Source organism: Stenotrophomonas sp. TWI700 (genome assembly GCF_039673645.1).
In the GTDB taxonomy this organism is placed as follows: Bacteria; Pseudomonadota; Gammaproteobacteria; order Xanthomonadales; family Xanthomonadaceae; genus Stenotrophomonas; species Stenotrophomonas maltophilia_AA.
This window is the reverse complement of record NZ_JBDJMB010000012.1, coordinates 22,014-38,882: the sequence shown is the minus strand read 5'-3', so window position 1 is coordinate 38,882 and position 16,869 is coordinate 22,014. Positions and strand designations below refer to the sequence as shown.

Annotated in this window: 15 protein-coding genes and 1 pseudogene; 14 read left to right on the top strand and 2 right to left on the bottom strand. The window is 61.2% G+C overall.

Translation table 11 applies throughout. The annotated features are described in order from the left end of the window. Positions 1-20: 20 nt before the first annotated feature. The 14 genes and pseudogenes from ABE473_RS10845 (at position 21) to ABE473_RS10780 (ending at position 13,520) form a co-directional block, all read left to right on the top strand. Positions 21-1,112: a VirB8/TrbF family protein gene (locus ABE473_RS10845; protein WP_346489464.1), complete on the top strand. Its 1,092-nt coding sequence runs from the start codon at positions 21-23 to the stop codon at positions 1,110-1,112. After that, on the top strand, positions 1,109-1,885 hold the full coding sequence (locus tag ABE473_RS10840) for a TrbG/VirB9 family P-type conjugative transfer protein (RefSeq protein ID WP_176988616.1): 777 nt from the start codon (positions 1,109-1,111) through the stop codon (positions 1,883-1,885). Before ABE473_RS10845 ends, ABE473_RS10840 begins: the two co-directional genes overlap by 4 nt. Beyond that, positions 1,882-3,135 (top strand): TrbI/VirB10 family protein, encoded by a 1,254-nt coding sequence (locus tag ABE473_RS10835; RefSeq protein WP_346489463.1) that lies wholly within the window; start codon positions 1,882-1,884, stop codon positions 3,133-3,135. The genes ABE473_RS10840 and ABE473_RS10835 overlap by 4 nt, the downstream gene beginning before the upstream one ends. A gap of 15 nt (positions 3,136-3,150) precedes the next feature. Then, the gene (virB11, locus tag ABE473_RS10830) at positions 3,151-4,194 is read left to right on the top strand and encodes a P-type DNA transfer ATPase VirB11 (protein ID WP_176988618.1); all 1,044 of its coding nucleotides are present in this window, start codon (positions 3,151-3,153) and stop codon (positions 4,192-4,194) included. 126 nt (positions 4,195-4,320) lie between these two features. Continuing rightward, positions 4,321-5,241 (top strand): lytic transglycosylase domain-containing protein, encoded by a 921-nt coding sequence (locus tag ABE473_RS10825; RefSeq protein ID WP_176989119.1) that lies wholly within the window; start codon positions 4,321-4,323, stop codon positions 5,239-5,241. 71 nt (positions 5,242-5,312) lie between these two features. Further along, positions 5,313-5,714 (top strand): TrbC/VirB2 family protein, encoded by a 402-nt coding sequence (locus tag ABE473_RS10820; RefSeq protein ID WP_176988619.1) that lies wholly within the window; start codon positions 5,313-5,315, stop codon positions 5,712-5,714. Continuing rightward, positions 5,707-6,015, top strand: a complete 309-nt coding sequence (locus ABE473_RS10815; RefSeq protein ID WP_346489462.1) for a VirB3 family type IV secretion system protein — start codon at positions 5,707-5,709, stop codon at positions 6,013-6,015. Before ABE473_RS10820 ends, ABE473_RS10815 begins: the two co-directional genes overlap by 8 nt. A gap of 92 nt (positions 6,016-6,107) precedes the next feature. Further along, complete coding sequence (locus tag ABE473_RS10810; protein WP_346489461.1) at positions 6,108-8,552, top strand: VirB4 family type IV secretion/conjugal transfer ATPase; 2,445 nt, start codon at positions 6,108-6,110, stop codon at positions 8,550-8,552. A 48-nt stretch (positions 8,553-8,600) separates the two neighbouring features. After that, positions 8,601-9,386: a hypothetical protein gene (locus ABE473_RS10805; protein WP_241696412.1), complete on the top strand. Its 786-nt coding sequence runs from the start codon at positions 8,601-8,603 to the stop codon at positions 9,384-9,386. Positions 9,387-9,464: 78 nt separating this feature from the next. Then, positions 9,465-10,622: a type IV secretion system protein gene (locus ABE473_RS10800; protein ID WP_346489460.1), complete on the top strand. Its 1,158-nt coding sequence runs from the start codon at positions 9,465-9,467 to the stop codon at positions 10,620-10,622. Positions 10,623-10,633: 11 nt separating this feature from the next. After that, positions 10,634-11,182, top strand: a complete 549-nt coding sequence (locus ABE473_RS10795) for a DUF4189 domain-containing protein (protein WP_346489459.1) — start codon at positions 10,634-10,636, stop codon at positions 11,180-11,182. A 152-nt stretch (positions 11,183-11,334) separates the two neighbouring features. Further along, positions 11,335-11,886: pseudogene (locus ABE473_RS10790) on the top strand (type IV secretion system protein); the annotation flags it as partial. Between the two features lie 33 nt (positions 11,887-11,919). Continuing rightward, positions 11,920-12,447: a DUF4189 domain-containing protein gene (locus tag ABE473_RS10785; protein WP_346489458.1), complete on the top strand. Its 528-nt coding sequence runs from the start codon at positions 11,920-11,922 to the stop codon at positions 12,445-12,447. A 488-nt stretch (positions 12,448-12,935) separates the two neighbouring features. Beyond that, on the top strand, positions 12,936-13,520 hold the full coding sequence (locus ABE473_RS10780) for a DUF4189 domain-containing protein (protein ID WP_346489457.1): 585 nt from the start codon (positions 12,936-12,938) through the stop codon (positions 13,518-13,520). Between the two features lie 829 nt (positions 13,521-14,349). Here the strand turns inward: ABE473_RS10780 and ABE473_RS10775 are convergent. Together ABE473_RS10775 and ABE473_RS10770 are read right to left on the bottom strand one after the other, a co-directional pair. Further along, on the bottom strand, positions 14,350-15,717 hold the full coding sequence (locus ABE473_RS10775; RefSeq protein ID WP_346489456.1) for an XVIPCD domain-containing protein: 1,368 nt from the start codon (positions 15,715-15,717) through the stop codon (positions 14,350-14,352). Then, complete coding sequence (locus ABE473_RS10770; protein WP_346489455.1) at positions 15,714-16,490, bottom strand: hypothetical protein; 777 nt, start codon at positions 16,488-16,490, stop codon at positions 15,714-15,716. The genes ABE473_RS10775 and ABE473_RS10770 overlap by 4 nt, the downstream gene beginning before the upstream one ends. Positions 16,491-16,869: the final 379 nt, after the last annotated feature.

Sequence of the window (16,869 nt, the reverse complement as noted above, 5' to 3'; positions counted from 1 at the left end):
CCAGTAGTACGGATGAACCCATGTTCCGAAAGAAGGAAACAGGCAGCAGCCAGAAGGTCGACCAGGCGGTCGCCAAAGCGGTGAGCTACGAGCTGACCGTGGCCGACATGGCACGCCGCAGCGAGCGCCGCGCGTGGTGGGTGGCCACGGCCTCGCTGGTGATGTCGCTGGCCCTGGCCGGCGGCTACTACTACATGCTGCCGCTGAAGGAGAAGGTACCGTTCCTTGTGATGGCCGATGCCTATACCGGTACGGCGACCGTGGCGCGGCTGAGCGGTACCTTCCGCGGTGAGACCATCACGGCCAACGAGGCCGTGAACCGTAGCAACGTGGCGCAGTACGTCCTGGCGCGTGAGTCTTTCGACTCGGCGGTGATGGGACTGCGCGACTGGGAGCTGGTGTTCACCATGTCCTCGGAGCAGGTCGCGGCCACCCAGCGCCAGCGCTACGCCACCAATAACCCGCAAAACCCGGTGTTCGTGTATGGCACGAGCAAGGCTATACGGGTCAAGATTCTGAGCATAACGCCCTTGGGTGCCGAACCCAACGGCGGCTTCCGGGGTGCCTCGGTCCGCATCCAGCGCAGCCTGCTCGACAAGACCACGGGCGCCATGCAGTTCCTGGACAACCAGCTGGTGACGATGCGGTTCGAGTATCGCAATGATCTGGCGTTGTCCGAGCAGGACCGGGTGCTCAACCCGCTGGCCTTCCAGGTCACCGAATACCGCGTCGACAATGACTACGCGCGCGGCGTGCCGGTGCCCGACGATGCTGCGATGAGCAGCCAGGCGGCTCAGGCGGCTCAGGCTGCACAGGCCGCCAGCGTCTACGACCCGAACAATCCGGCTGCGGCAAATATGATCGATCCGGTGACAGGGCAACCCATGGCCGCTCCGTTGCCGGCAGCGCCGGGTCAGATGATGCCTGGGCAGGTCGTGCCCGGCCAGGTGGTTCCGGCGCAGCAGATGCCGGCGCAGCCGATGCAACAAGGTGTACCCGGGCAGCTCGTGCCGGGCCAGGCGATACCAGGACAAGTCGCGCCGCGGCAACCGGCACAGGTGCCGGGCCAACGTGTTTCCACCGGAACTGCTGAGGGAGCAAGCAACCGATGAGTAGTAGCAAGCTTTGGGGGACCGCCTTGGTTCTGTTGCCGATGTTGTCGGCGTTCTCTGCGCCCGTTGCGGCGCAGGCGGTGGATCAATACGAATATGAGAAGGACCGCATCTACCCGGTTCGTACCGGTCTGGGCCTTACCACCCAGATCGAACTGAGCCCGAACGAGAAGATCCTCGATTACAGCACCGGCTTCAGCAATGGCTGGGAGCTGACCCGTCGTGAGAACGTGTTCTATCTCAAGCCCAAGAACGTCGACGTCGACACCAACATGATGGTGCGCACGGAAACCCACTCTTACATCTTCGAACTGAAGGTGGTCGCCACTGACTGGCGCCAACTGGAACAGGCCCGTCGTGCGGGCGTGCAGTACAAGATCGCCTTCAGCTACCCCAGCGATACCGAGTTCGGTACGGCGCAGCAGGCGGTGGAGGAAGAGGTCAAGCCGCTGCTGAGTTCGGAACTGGCCAAGGATCGCCAGTACAACTTCGACTACTCCTACTCGACCCGCAGGGCCAAGAAGATGGGTTGGCTGATTCCGGTCAATGCCTACGATGACGGCCGTTTCACCTATCTGAAGCTGCCGGCCTCGCCGGAGTACAAGACCGGCATCTTCCCGGCGGTGTTCGGTCGTGAGTCCGAATACGGTGAGGATTTCGTGGTCAACACGACGGTGGAAGGCAATTCGCTGATCGTGCATGGCACCTATCCCTACCTGGTCATCCGCCACGGTGACAACGTCGTCGGCCTGCGAAGGAACGTGAAGAAATGAGCCAGCAAAACACTCCCGGCAACGAGCCCAACAACGGCGCGGACGATGGCGGATTCAACGCACGTCGCGGGCCGGATGAAACCCCGAACAATCCCTATTACGGCCAGGCGCAGGCCGAGCAGGTGCCGAATCTGGACGCGGGCGCGCCGCGCCTGCGTTCGCCTGAAGAACAACGCCTGAACCGCAAGGCCCTGCTGTTCCTTGGTGCGATTCTGGTGCTTGTGATCGCGATGGGCTTCCTGCTGCTGCGTAAGGGCCAGGACGATTCGGATACCCCGCCCAAGCTCAATGAAACCGCGCGTGTCACCACGCCCGAGCTGCCGACCGCCGCGCCGCCGTCGGTGCCGCCGCCGAGCGTGGCCGAGCCGATCCCGATGATTCCGCCGCTGCCGCCGCCGGAGGTGCCGACGCGATCCAGCTCGTCCTTCGGCGACAATTCGGCGCAGGACTTCAACCGTGGGCCGACGCTGCTGGACCGCCGGATTGGCGCCACCGGCAGCGTGTCGGGTGAGCAGGGCGCTGAAGGTGGCGTTGGCAGCAGCACCACGGACGAATACACCCGCGCCATGATCGCGCAGATGAACAACAACGCGCAGCCCCCGGCGCAGAAGACTCGTCGTGGCCCCGATGTCGAAGACGTTTCCAGCGCGTCCTTCATCCGCAGTCCGGATGCGCTGCTGGTGCGCGGCACCTACCTGCGCTGTGTGCTGGAAACGCGGATCATCACCGACGTGGCCGGCTTCACCTCCTGTCTGTTGACCGAGCCGGTGTACTCGATCAACGGACGTAGCCTGCTGCTGCCCAAGGGCTCGAAGATCTACGGTGCCTACAACAAGGGGCCGGAAGGCCGCCGCATCGCGGTGGTCTGGGATCGGATCACTACGCCGAACGGCATCGACGTGGCCATGTCCAGCCCGGGTATCGACCAGCTCGGTGGCGCAGGCCATCCGGGTGACTATTCCGCGCACTGGGGCAGCCGGATCGGCTCGGCGTTGATGATCAGCCTGATCGCCGACGCTTTCAAATATGCCGCCGCCGAGAACGGCCCGGAAACCACAACCATTACCGGTAGTGGCCTGGCTGTGCAGTCCCCATATGAAAGCGCCACCGCACGCAGCATGGAGCGGCTGGCCAACGAGGCGTTGAGCGAGCGTCGCCCGCCCACCGTCACCATCAATCAGGGCACCGTGGTCAGTGTCTATGTGGCCAAGGACGTCGATTTCAGCGACGTGCTGCCGCAGCGCCGCTGACCGCCTGGATCAACCATGGACGCCGAAGTGGCCCCTGTCGCCGATGTCTCCAGTGAGTTCCTGAGGTACCAGTACGAGGTGCTGGGAATCCATCAGTACATGGCATCGCCGGATGTGACGGAAATCTGCATCAACCGTCCCGGCGAGGTGTACCTGGAAACCCGCGACGGCTGGCAGCGGGTGGAAGTGCCGTCGCTCACCTTCGAGCGGGCGCGGCAGTTCTGCACGGCGGTGGTGAACGAGTCCAATACCGGCCAACGCATCACCGATGCCGATCCGGTGGTCTCGCTGACGTTCCCGACCGGGCAGCGCGCCCAGTTCGTGATCCCGCCGGCCTGCGACGCCGGCAAGGTGTCCATCACCATCCGTTTGCCGTCCAAGCACACCAAAACGCTGGAGCAGTACCAGGAAGACGGCTTCTTCAACCAGATCCTGGAGCAGGGCGCCGGGCTCAGCGAGCACGACAGTGAACTGGTGGAGCTGCGCCAGTCGCGAAACTACGCCGAGTTTTTCCGTCGCGCGGTGATCTACCGGAAGAACATCGTGGTGTCCGGCGCGACCGGCAGCGGCAAGACCACGTTCATGAAGTCGCTGGTGAACCACATCCCGGCCAGCGAACGCCTGGTCACGATCGAAGATGCGCGCGAACTGTTCATCAGCCAGCCCAACGCGGTGCACCTGCTGTATTCCAAGGGTGGGCAGAGCGCGAGCAATGTCACCGCGAAAAGCTGCATGGAAGCGTGTCTGCGCATGAAGCCGGAACGCATCATCCTGGCCGAACTTCGCGGCGATGAGGCGTTCTACTTCATTCGAAACTGCGCTTCCGGCCACCCCGGCTCGATCACCAGTTGCCACGCCGGCAGCCCGGAACAGACCTGGGACCAGTTGGCGCTGATGGTGAAGGCGTCCAGCGAGGGCTCCGGCCTGGAGTTCGCAGTGATCAAGCGGTTGTTGATGATGACGATCGACATCGTGGTCCACATCAAGGCGCATGCCGGCAACCGTTACATCACCGGCATCGATTTCAGTCCAGAACGCGCGCTTGCGCAGGCGGGGTGATGGGATGCCGATGCATTACACAAATTTGAATGGGATCTTCACGCAGGCCGAAGCCTCGCACTTTTACGGTGCGCGGGTGCCAAGCAGGCCCGCGTGCGCAGGGAGGTGGAACTGATGTTGCCTGGAATGGAAGTCCTGGCCTGTCCAGAGATGGCAGTGCCCATGGATGTGATGCAGCACGTGATCAGCGTGGAGTCCTCGCGCAACCCGTACGCCATCGGCGTCGTCGGCGGCGCGCTGGTTCGTCAGCCCAAAAGGCTCGATGAGGCGTTGGCCACCGTGCGCATGCTGGAGCAGAAAGGCTACAACTTCTCCATCGGCCTGGCCCAGGTGAATCGCTACAACCTGGAAAAATACGGACTGGATTCGTATGAGAAGGCGTTCCAGCAGTGCCCCAATCTGCAGGCTGGCTCACGCATCCTTGCCGAGTGCTACGGGCGCTCGGGCAATGACTGGGGCAAGTCGTTCAGCTGCTACTACTCCGGCAACTTCACGACGGGTTTCCGCCACGGCTATGTCCAGAAGGTGTTTGCCTCGATTGCGCGGCAGCGCGGTTCGATGCTCGCTTCCAACGACGGCGTAGCGCCGATCGAGGTCGTGAGCCGTTCACAGCGTCGTCCGGTCGAAGTGTCGCAACGTCCGCCCACCATCTCGCCGCGTGCGGCGGTGGTCAACGCGCGGATCGTGGATACGGTGCCCGCCGCGCAAGCCTACGCGCAGGCGGCCCTGGATCCGGCCCGCGCCTACGAGGTCTATCCATCGACCGGTGCCATGCTGCGTAGCGATCTGACACGCACCGCCGACGCGGCGCTGTCGCGCGTGGTCATGGGCGCGTTGGACCGTGCGATGCCGCCCCGGCAGGAGGCGCCGATGCCGGTTCCGGTTCCCGAGGCGCCCATGCCAGCAGTGCAGCAAGCCGGAGGACCGGTGCTGCTGCGTCCGTGGAGCGAGCGAAATTCACCCCAGGCAATGCCTGCGCAGGCGGCCCCGTCTGCGCCTTTGCCCGTACCGCACATTCCCGCAGGGGATGCAGCCTTCGTGTTCTGACGAAGTCGTCGCACGGCCAGCCAACTGGTGTGGCCGATCAAGTTGCTAGACCATCAACAAGGAAACCACCAATGAAGCGTACCAATCTCGATCTCGCCAACGCCCAGCGCACGCTGAAGAGCATGCTGATGGCCGCTGCATTCGCCGGTGCCATGTTCGTGCCTGATGTGTTCGCCCAAGCCACCAGCTTTGGCGGCACCGACCAAAAAGTCTGCGGCTTCTTCAGCAACATCAACGGCCTGCTGAACATCGCCTCCATCGCCGTGGTCACCATCGCGGTGATCTTTGCCGGTTACCAGATCGCCTTCGCGCACAAGCGCATCGGCGACGTAGCTCCGATCCTCATCGGTGGCCTGCTGATTGGTGCTGCCGGCCAGATCGCCAAGATGCTGCTGGGCAATGAGTCCACGTCGAGCTGCGGTGGCGGCGCCGCTGCGGCGGTGTACAACGCGTTCCAGTACTACAGTGCATAAGAACGTCCTGTTCCGCGGCTGTACGCGCCCGCCCATGTTCCTGGGTGTGCCGTATGTGCCTTTCTTCCTGGTTGCCGGCGGGCTGCTGCTAATCAGCATGTACTTCGACCTGCGGTTGCTGGTAACCATTCCGATCGCGATTTTCATCATGCGGCACATGGCCAAGCGCGATGAAATGATCTTCCGGTTGATCGGATTGCGCCTGCACTTCAAGTTCAAGGCGCGCAACCTGCAGGAACACGATGGCATGTGGGTGTTCACGCCCAATCACTATCGAGACAAACCGCCGCCGTCGGTCTGAGGTGGCAGGCAACAGGCCGGGCAGGCGATCAACCGATCGTCTGCCCGTTGCAGGACCCGCAGCATCCCCGTAGTACCCCAATGGAAGCCGTCATGTTCAGCCCCGATACTTCAATCAGCGAGTTCATTCCCCTGTCGAGCCATGTGGCGCCGACGGTCGTCAAGACCACGGGCGGGGACTTCCTGCTGACCTGGCACTTGGAAGGCTTGCCCTTCGTCGGGCGCGAAGATTGGGAGCTGGAACACAAGCACAACACCTTCAACCGGCTGCTGCAGACGCTGCGCGCCCCGGATTTCGTCAACGTGGCTTTCTGGGTCCACGACATTCGGCGCCGTCGCCAGCTCAAAGCCCGCAGCCAGTTCAGTCAACGCTTCAACCAGGACGTGTCTGATCAGTACATGGGCATGCTCTCGGCCCAGCGCATCATGCAGAACGAGCTGTACCTGACCATGCTGTACCGCCCGGTGGTCGCTGGCAAGCGGATGATGGACAAGTCGGCGAACGTGTCCAAGCTGCAGGCCGAGCAGGACCAGGCCGTGGCAACGCTGCTGGAAATGGCCGGCAACGTGGAGGCCGTGATCCGTGATTACGCGCCGTACCGCATGGGCATGTATGAAGCCAAGAACGGGCAGGTCTTCTCCGAGACGCTGGAATTCTTTGGCTACCTGCTCAACCGCATCGACGAGCCGGTGCCGGTGCTTTCGGCCCCGGTCAAGGACTACCTGGCAGTCAGCCGACACATGTTCTCAGCCAAGACCGGTGATTTCGTGGTCACCACGCCCAACGGCGTCAACCACTTCGGCGGTATCCTCAACATCAAGGAGTACGCAGAAGGCACCTACCCGGGCGTGCTCAACGGGCTGAAGTACCTGGATTTCGAGTACGTCATCACCCATTCGTTCAGCCCGATGGGGCGGCAGGACGCGCTCAAGGTTCTGGACCGGACGAAGGGCATGATGATTTCCTCCGGCGACAAGGCCGTGAGCCAGATCGTCGAGCTCGACCAGGCGATGGACCAGCTGTCTTCTGGCAACTTCGTGCTCGGTGAGTACCACTTCATCATGGCGGTGTATGCCGACACCCAGGAGAGGCTTTCGCACAACATCGCAGCGACCCGTGCAGAGTTGTCCAATGCGGGATTCGTGTCGACCAAGGAAGATCTGGCGGTGACGTCGGCGTTCTATTCGCAGCTTCCGGCGAACTGGCGCTACCGCACCCGGCTGGCCAATGTCAGTTCGCTGAACTTCCTGGGCCTGTCGCCGCTGCACAACTTCGCGACCGGCAAGCAGCACAACAACCCCTGGGGCGACTGCGTCACCACCCTGCAGACCACCAATGGGCAGCCGTATTATTTCAACTTCCACGCCACCCACCCGGCGGAGAACTCGCTGGGCGAAAAGGCCATCGCCAACACCATGGTGATCGGCAAGTCCGGTACCGGCAAGACCGCACTGATCAACTTCCTGCTCAGCCAGGTGCAGAAGTACGAGCCGTCGCCGACCATCTTCTTCTTCGACAAAGACCGCGGCGCGGAGATCTTCGTGCGCGCCTGCGGCGGCAATTACCTGGCGCTGGACAATGGCCAGGCGACCGGCTTCAACCCGTTCCAGTGCGAGAACAGCGAAAGCAACGTGCAGTTCCTGGCAGACCTGATCAAGGTGCTGGCTGGCAAGCGTGAATACAGTGCGCGCGAGGAAGAGGACATCTTCCGCGCCGTCGAGAACATGCTCGACACGCCGATGCACCTGCGCAGCATGACCAACTTCCAGAAGAGCCTGCCCAACATGGGCGATGACGGCCTGTACGCGCGGCTGCGGCGCTGGACAGCGGGCAACTCGCTGGGCTGGGTGTTCGACAACCCGGTCGACACGGTGGATCTGAGCCGGGCCAACATCATCGGCTTTGATTACACCGACATCATCGACAACCCCGAAGTGCGGGTGCCGGTGATCAACTATCTGCTGCACCGGCTGGAGTCACTGATCGACGGCCGCCCGCTGATCTATGTGATGGACGAGTTCTGGAAGATCCTGGACGGCGAGGGTGGCCTGAAGGAATTCGCCAAGAACAAGCAGAAGACGATCCGTAAGCAGAACGGCATGGGTATCTTCGCCACCCAGAGCCCCGAGGATGCGCTGAAGAGCGATATCGCCGCGGCACTGATCGAGCAGACCGCCACGCTGATCCTGCTGCCCAACCCCAACGCCAGCCGCTCGGATTACATGGACGGGCTGAAGTTGACCGAAGCGGAGTTCAAGGTGGTGACGGCGCTCGACGAGCGGTCGCGTTGTTTCCTGGTCAAGCAGGGGCATGCGGCCAATGTGTGCCAGCTCAACCTGCGCGGCATGGACGACATCCTGTCGGTTATTTCGGCCTCCACCGACAATATCGAGGTCATGCACCGCGTGCTGCAGGATGCGGCGCAGCGCGAGAAGGTGCCGCAGGCCGAGCTGACCCCGGAGCAGTGGTTGGGCGAGTTCTACAAGAAGCGCAAGGGATCGCGGCAATCCACGCCGAGCAAGGATGCAGTGACCTGAGGCAGCCTGCTGCCCACGTCCTGTAATGAACAGACCATGGAGACGACGATGAACAACGCACTGAAGACCCGAAACAGCCGCCGCGGCCCAGGCCGTGCACGCCTTGCCGCCCTGGCGCTGGGTGTCGTGCTCTCGCTGGGCGCAGGTACCACCGCGACCGCCAGTGGCGTGCTGGTGTATGACGGCGCGAACTGGTTCGAGAAGATGCTGGACCGCCTGCAGACGGCCGGCGAGTACGTCAAGGACAACACGCGCTGGATGAAGGTGCTCAAAGAGGTCTCCGACTCCATCATCAAGGCCCAGGGCATCTTCAAGTCGTTCGGACTGCCGCCCGGCGCGATCCTCACGCCGGTGCCCTCGGACTACATGGTCCAGCAGTCCTGTGGGCCGGTCACGGATATGAGTGTGGACAGTCTGTTCTCATACTTCGTGTTCAACCCCACCGGCGACGTCAAGGCGCAGCAACGTCAGATCTGCGTCAACATCAGGATGATGCAGAACCGCAAGTACAACGATTCCGTGACCTTCATCCAGCAGACGATCCCGCAGATGGATCAGCTGATGGAGGCGATCAATTCGCTGCGCAAGGTCAGCAGCCTGGCCGGCAACGTGGCGGCGGTCGACAGCGATTCGATGCGAACGGCAAACGAACTCGCAGTGCAGTCCCAGTCCTGGCAGGCGCGGATGCAGGCGTACGACGCGTACATCGAGGTGATGGAAGCCAATCAGAAGATTGTCGCTCAGGCAGCGCTGAAGGGCGATACGGCCGGGATGAAGTTCGCGAGCGACCTGGTCAAGACTGCCTCGCTGAAGGCGGCGCTCAGCGTCAAGTAAGCAGCCACGAACGTACACGGACGTTGCAATGCTCTGCGACGGCTCATGCAGTAACGGAATTACCAAGGGATTGTGGAAATGACGCTCAGGTCGATTGCCAACTTTGATTTTTCGGGCGGATTGCAGGATCTGCTGGGCTACGCAGTGCGTGTCCAGTCCATCGGCGATTTTGTCTTCTTCAAGCTGATCCTGGATTATCTGCGCGAACGCATCAATGGCTTCGGCATTGATCTGATGGGCCGCATGATGACATGGGTCGGGGGTATCGCCCTGGTACTGATGACACTCTGGGTCTTGATCCAGGGCTATCGGATCGTTACCGGCCGCAGCCGCGATTCAATGATGGTGCTGGTCACCAACATGGCGCGCGCCGCGCTGATTGTCACGGTTGCCACCAGCATGGCGATGTTCGGGAGCAGCGTGCAGAAGTTCCTGACTGACGACGTGAAAGGCTTGATCACCCATGTTGTGACCGGCAAGGATCAGAAGCCAGAAGACCAGATCGACAAGAGCCTGGCCTGGATGCAGGTCGCCCTGTCGAGCATCGATGGCATCAAGGTGCTGGACGATCCGGGACTGCAGTCTGACAAGACGCGGGCGCTGTGGTTCATCGGCCTCGGTACCGGCGGGCCGGCAGTGACCGCCGGCTCGATGCTGCTGCTTTATGAGGTGGCGATGGCGTTGTTCATCGGCATGGGACCATTGTTCATCCTGTGTCTGCTGTTCGACCAGACCAAACAGCTGTTCCAGCGATGGCTGTTCTACGGTATCGGTACGATGTTCTCCATGGCCGTGCTGGCTGCGATGGTGTCCATCGCACTGGATATGGTGATCCGTGTGTCTGCCGCGTTCTGGACCACCGCGCTGGTGAACAAGTATCTGTTGTGGGGTGCCTCCAGCGACGGCATGACCAGCCAAGCGATGCAGCAGGGCGGCATGGGTTTGATTCTCACGACTTTGATCCTGACTGCGCCCCCAATGGCGGCGATGTTCTTCCAGGGGACGTTGGGTAGCTTCATGGCATATTCGCAGATAGGTGGCTCGGCCGCTGGAGCGCAGCCGGGCCCGCAAGGGCAGCCGCCGGGTTCGTATACACCGCCGGCGCCGAGTGCCAGTGCGGCCCAGACTACGACAACACAGGCAGATGTATCCTCGCGAGTGTCGGGTCAGGGGGCATCCTCAGGTCAGTCTGAAGTTGATCCGGGTCGTTATGGCCTAGCAAACAAAGTTAAGTAAGGTGTATTCCTATGATTCAACGTCCCTATAGTGTTGCAATGCTGCAGAAAGTCATGCGGGTGTTCGCAATTGTTTGCGTTGCATCATTGGGTGCCTTCCCATTTGTCGCGAGCGCAGAAGGGCGTTGTCCTCCTGGCTCGTATCCCATTGGTGGACAAGGTGTTGGGGGTTGCGCGCCTATCGCCAGTGGTGGCGGCGATGCCCAGGAGGCTCGACCAACAGGGCGTTGGATCAAGACGTGGGGGGCAATTGCAACGTCCTCAACAGGCGAAGTGGGTGTGGCAATTGAGAAGCTCTCAAAGTCTGATGCAGCCAAGGAAGCAGTATCTCAATGCGTTAAGATTGGCGGTCGTGATTGCGAAGTAGCTCGGGCCTACAAAAACCAATGCATTGCGTTGATCTCGCCAGCTACATCTGAGCGAGGAGGCTCTGTGATCTCTAGTGCGGAAACCGAGCAGGTCGCTACTCAGTTGGCAATGAAGGACTGCACCACTCGTGGTAGTACGGGATGCAACAAACTGTACAGTGCTTGCACTAAGCCGCTTTTCGAGAGCTTTTGATCCAAGTAAACGCGAAAGACGGGCGGAGTGCGTTTCGCCGTGGATTTCGCTGCCGGTCACTGGACCTACTCAACAGATGCGTGCATGCCCCATGTGATTGCATGAGAGGTGCCGCGGACGTAGTGGGGCGCTGGTGGTGACCCGGGCTGTGGTTTATCGGCATGGGCCCGTTGTTCATCCTGTGTCTGCTGTTCGACCAGACCAAACAACTGTTCCAGCGATGGCTGTTCTACGGTATCGGCACGATGTTCTCCATGGCCGTGCTGGCTGCGATGGTATGCATCGCACTGGACATGGTGATTCGTGTGTCTGTCGCATTCTGGACCACCGCGCTGGTGAACAAGTATCTGTTGTGGGGTGCCTCCAGCGACGGCATGACCAGCCAGGCGATGCAGCAGAGTGGCATGGGTTTGATTCTCACGACTTTGATCCTGACTGCGCCCCCAATGGCGGCGATGTTCTTCCAGGGGACGTTGGGCGGTTTCATGGCATATTCGCAGATAGGCGGTTCCGCAGCAGCTCAGCCTGGCCCACAAGGTCAGCCGCCGGGGTCTTATGTACCGGCTGCGCCGGAGAGGAGTGCCGCCACAAATAACTCGGCAGATCAATCAGTTAGCACTGGCGCCGGTCGTTTAACAATCCCGCAGGGCAATTCTGAGTCGACCGTCCAGACCGGGTTGAGAGCCTCGCGACGTGATGAATGATGGCGCTGCTGACTCTGATAAAGGCTGGCAAGAATGACTAACAAATTTATTTTGGCGGCTCTGTTTTTTGCTTTTTGGGCATTGGTATATGGAAATTCTGCCTCGGCAGAGGGGCGGTGTCCGCCGGGTCAGTATCCAATCGGCGATAGTCGCGCTCCAGGTTGTGCGCCCATTCCCGGCGGCGGAGCAGGGTCGCAAGATAGCGGTCCTGTTCCCACGGGTAAGTGGTTACTAACTTGGGGGGCCGTGTCTACTTCTGGTTCAACCGGTGACGCGGGTGCTTCGGTTGGTAAACCCTCCAAAACAGAAGCATTGAAGGAGGCCCGGGTCCGTTGCGAAAAGTATGGCGCCAAGGACTGTTCGAAGGGATTTGCGTATAAAAATCAATGTGTGGCTCTCGCATTTCCACAGCGAGGCGTGAACGGGCGGATTTCAATCAGTTCGGCCGGGAGCAAGGAACTGGCTACGAGTAATGTGCTTGAGACATGCAAGAAGAATGGTGGCGGTGATTGCACTGTTTCCTACGCCGATTGCACTGAGCCGGTCTTCAAGTCTTTTTGAGTCGATGCTCGAGCTCTTGCGCGCCGTCCTTACCCTGTTGTATCCACGAGTCGTCGGCGATGGTGTCGAAAGCTCTGGAGTTGGTGATCCGTATCGCGGTGGCGTTCTGGGCCACGATATTGGCAACGAGCACCTGTTTGGAGTCGCTTCCAGCGATCGCATGACCGTCGGTAGGCGATTCGACAGGTCAGCATAGTCCGATCCTCACCGCCCCCCGCGATGGCGGCGATGTTCTTCCAGGTCACGCTGGGCAGCGTCATGGCGTACTCGCAGATTGGCGGCTCGGGCGTTGGAGCATGGCCGGGCCCGTAGCGGCAGCCGCCGGGTGCGGAGGGGTCGTATACACCGCCGCGGAGTGGTAACGCAAGCCAGGCGCCGAGCAACGCACCATCGATGCAGGAAGGTCGAACGGTGCTTGGTTCAGCACAGTCTTCGCCAGGGATATGAGTACCCCCGGAAAGTACGGCAATGCACCAATCAACTGAGTCATGTTTGGCCATGCCGTGAATTTTCCAATTTTGAGAATTGACGCCATGAGAGTGTTGCTTGCCCTCGCGCTGAGTCTGACTTCCCTTTCTTCATTTGCTGAAGGTAGGTGTCCGCCTGGCCAGTACCCAATCGGTGACCACAGAGCCCCTGGCTGCGCGCCAATTCCGACAGCGGGTGGAGGAGAAGCGTCTTCTCCTGTGCCAACCGGAAAATGGGAGAAGCGCTGGGGGGCTATTGCAGAAGACGTCAGTGCGAATGCCCGAAAGGTTGCGGGAGCAACAGGGGTATCCGAGTCGAGGGTAAGTAAACAGGACGCTATTGCGGTTGCGATGGAGCAGTGCATAAAAGGGGGGGGCGAAAAGTGTGAAGTCCGCATTGTTTACAATAATCAATGCGTGGCCCTGGCGGACCCGGCTAATAAGCAGGGCGGTGTGTCTGGTGAATCTGTTGCCTTCCGAGCACAGAGTGTGGAGCTCGCAAGTTCCAAAGCCTTGGAAAAGTGCGCGGCCGGCAACCGGGCGGTGGGAGGGGGGTGTCATATTGTTTACGCTGCATGCAGTATGTCCGAATTCAAATCATTCTAGTAATTGCTTTTGCTCCTGAGTGTTGCCCGTTCTGCCTCGGGGATGGTGGCTGGCTGGGGCGGAATAAGGATTAAGATGGCTGCGCGTTCGACGTATTTTCTTTAGCAACCAGCAAGAGGTTTTTCGGGTGACACCCTGATGGTGTGATTTCGATGGTGGTAACCGGCAGGGATGATCTGCTTGAGAAGTAGATCGATGAAGTACCTGGGTGGATGCAAGTCGCGGTGTCGAGCATCGACAGCATTAAGGCGCTGGATGATCCGGGCCTGGAGTCTGAAAGATGCGCGCGAAGGAGTTCGTCGGGATGGCTACGGCGTCCCCCGGCACGCGTAGCCGAGGCTTCACCACGATTACTACGTAAGCGCTGCAGCGCGGTCGTTGAGGTTCGATCAACAACAGCCATCCCATCACGGTGTTGGTTCTTACGGCTGTACGTCGCACATGGCTCGCCGACGTCACTCTGGCTTGAATAGTGGGTGAGTTTAGACCCTGGTGCTGATTGACCCGCCTCCGTTTCTCCGGGCAATCGCCATAGACAGAAGCAAATGCACGGAAAGCAATGCGGGAATTTTCCGATACAAAGGCAGCCCGCATTCCGGGTCGCGTTGCCAGCCATAGCCTGGTCTAGACCGGCCCGCCGATGGCGGCGATGTTCTTCCAGGGAACGCTGGGCAGCTTCATGGCGTATTCGCAGATTGGTGGCTCGGGCGCTGGAGCACAGCCGGGCCTGCAGGGGCAGCCGCCGGGTACAACGAGCATTACACCCTAAAGACTTCATATCTTCCCATCATGGCGATGGCTGCGGTCATGCCGCGCCTTGGCCTTACCCTTACCCCATCATGGTGCGGCCGCTGCTCTGAACCTGTTCCTGGTTGCGGTCCTGTTCCTGGTGCTGGTTGGTGGCCTGTTCTTCCACCTTGCGGCTGCTCTGTTCCAGCGGCGTGTTCATGGCCAGCATCGTACCTACCGTGACGCGGAGGTGGGCGGGATCGTCGATCTTGCCCTGCACAGCAAAAGTATTGGACGCGTCGTTGCTCATCAGCACATGATCGATGCGCTTGCCGCCTGCGGCGTGCATCTGCGCAGCCAGGCTGCCGGCGAGCTGGTCGCTGGACTGATCCGGGGTGCGGCCCACGCGGGTGTCCTGTGCATATACGCCACGCTGTGCATCGTTGAAGAGAGGATGGCCGGCGTGGCCGGCCTGGTCGATGCGCAGCGAGCTGATATGCCCGGCATCCTTCGGGCGCAGACTGACGTCCTTGTCCTTTTCGCTTTCTCCGGCGTGCGTCCCGGCCTCGCGCCGGGCCGGTTCACCGGCCGGCAGGGTGCCACGCAGGTTGTCGATCAGGTCTACCGCGCCACCGACGGTGCCGCGCGAGATGACGGTGGCCGTGCTGCGGCGTTCGCCGATGTCGTCGCGGTACTCGTTGATCATTCGGGCATTGGTGTTGGCCAGCGTCTTGGCCTGCTCGGAACCCAGTACCGAGCCGCTGTCGAGGAAGTTGCCCAGCTTGTGCGAGCCCAGCGATGCGGCGGCCGCGATCACGGGGCGGTCGGGAATCAGCGCGTTGTACCTGCTGTTGCTGAAGCCGGAGGCCTCCAGGGTCTTGATTTCCTGGGCACTGGCGTAAATGCGTACCTGGCCGTAATGCGGTGATGCCGCGCTGACCGGATCGGCGGCCATGACGTGGTTGACCATGGTGTCGCCACCCTCGGGAATCCGGCGGTTCATGCTGACAGCGCCGAAGGCATTGAAGGTTTCGCCTTTGAGATCGAAGTGGTGCGCGCTGATCTGGGCCAGGGTGCCGCCCAGCGAATGGCCTGTGACGGTGACCGGAGGGGTATGGCCCTCTCTGGCCCCCTGCTTGCTTGCATATTCCATCGCGCGTTCGGTCAGCGCGATCGCATCCTTAGCCTGCAGGTTGGTGCGCCCGGTGACCATCACACCGTCAGTGATCACGGCATCGAGCATGATCTGCTCGGTGCCGCGGTGCGATACCACGATTTCCTTGGTGTCTACACGTTGATAGACCGTGCCTTGATACCCATTGCGCGGGTTGTTGACGTGCTCCAGTACTTTGTACTGGTGGCCGTTTAGCGTGACCGGCTCCTGCTGGCCGGGCGCGCGACGTCCTACCGCTCGGTCCTGGTACGCGTCATCGGAGAGTGCAGCGTAGTCCTGGCTGGGAATGCTCATTGTCGGGCCTCTTTGGCGGACAACGAGATCGAGAACAGCGCGTCGCGCAGTTCAGGCACGTAGTCGGTGGGATCTTCATTGCCGCTGTCTGGGTAGTCCTCGATGGACGTCATGCCATACGGTCCCTTCACTGGTGCAGCGCGCGGATAATCCACGCGTGGGTAGTAGAGCGTGAGCGTATCGCCCGCAGTGAATCGGTCGGCATCGAGGAAGGTGAGAAAACGGGTTTCCTCATGCGCGCCCGTGGCCTTGAGCAGGGCACCCGTACCGCTGAATTTCCACTGGCATACGCCACGCCCGTAATAGTCCTCGTCCAGCATCCGGTCGAGGTAAACGGTGCCGTGATACTCATCGTCGGCGACGCGCTTGAGCGCGACCGGTTCCTGACTGGTGATGCGCCCAGCGGTGCCGGTGGCCGGGTTGATGCGGCCGCACTCTGCCTCGTTCGCGACGTCGTACTGCGCGACGGCTTCGATGCGTTCGAACGGGCCCGGCGCGTTGTGCAGTTTGAGGGCCACGTCAAAGGCTTGGCGCGGCTGTGGATTGAGCTTGGCGAGACCGCGTCCCCCGTTTTCGACATTGGCCTCAGCGGCGTCGGTGGAAAGGTCTTGGCTCATGGTGTTCTCCGTACGGCTGCAGGCGGTAATCAGAAGGGTGGCAAGGCAGATCTTGAGGACACGGTGCAAGGCCGGTCTCCGTTTGACGGTGGGGAACCACGCTTGGGGTGGTGCGGTGGTGTTGGATTGGCCGTATTGCTGGGCGGAGCGGGTCATGGTGCTTCTCCGTTATCGGTCAAGGATGTGGTCAGCGGCGCGCCGCGCGGAGCAGGCGGCAGCGCGCCCGGAGCCCGGGCCAGTAAAGCGGCACGCTGCATCGCCAACGCGTCCGTGCGGGAGTTCAGGCAGAGCGTGTTGCAGGTAGGCAGGGAGCAGGGGGACATCAAGTCTCCGTTCCATGGTGACGATCACCCGAGTATAGGAGGGGGGCGGGGACGGACTTGTTCAGAATGCGCAAAATGCGCCGGAAATGTGGTGATCGGAGGCACACCTCGGCGCGGCAGCAATCTCTCAGTCGTTTGTGGGTTGTACGCCGTGCTTGCGACAGATGTCGATTCCGGCAGCCTGCAGGTTGCAATGGTCGTTGCCCAAACAA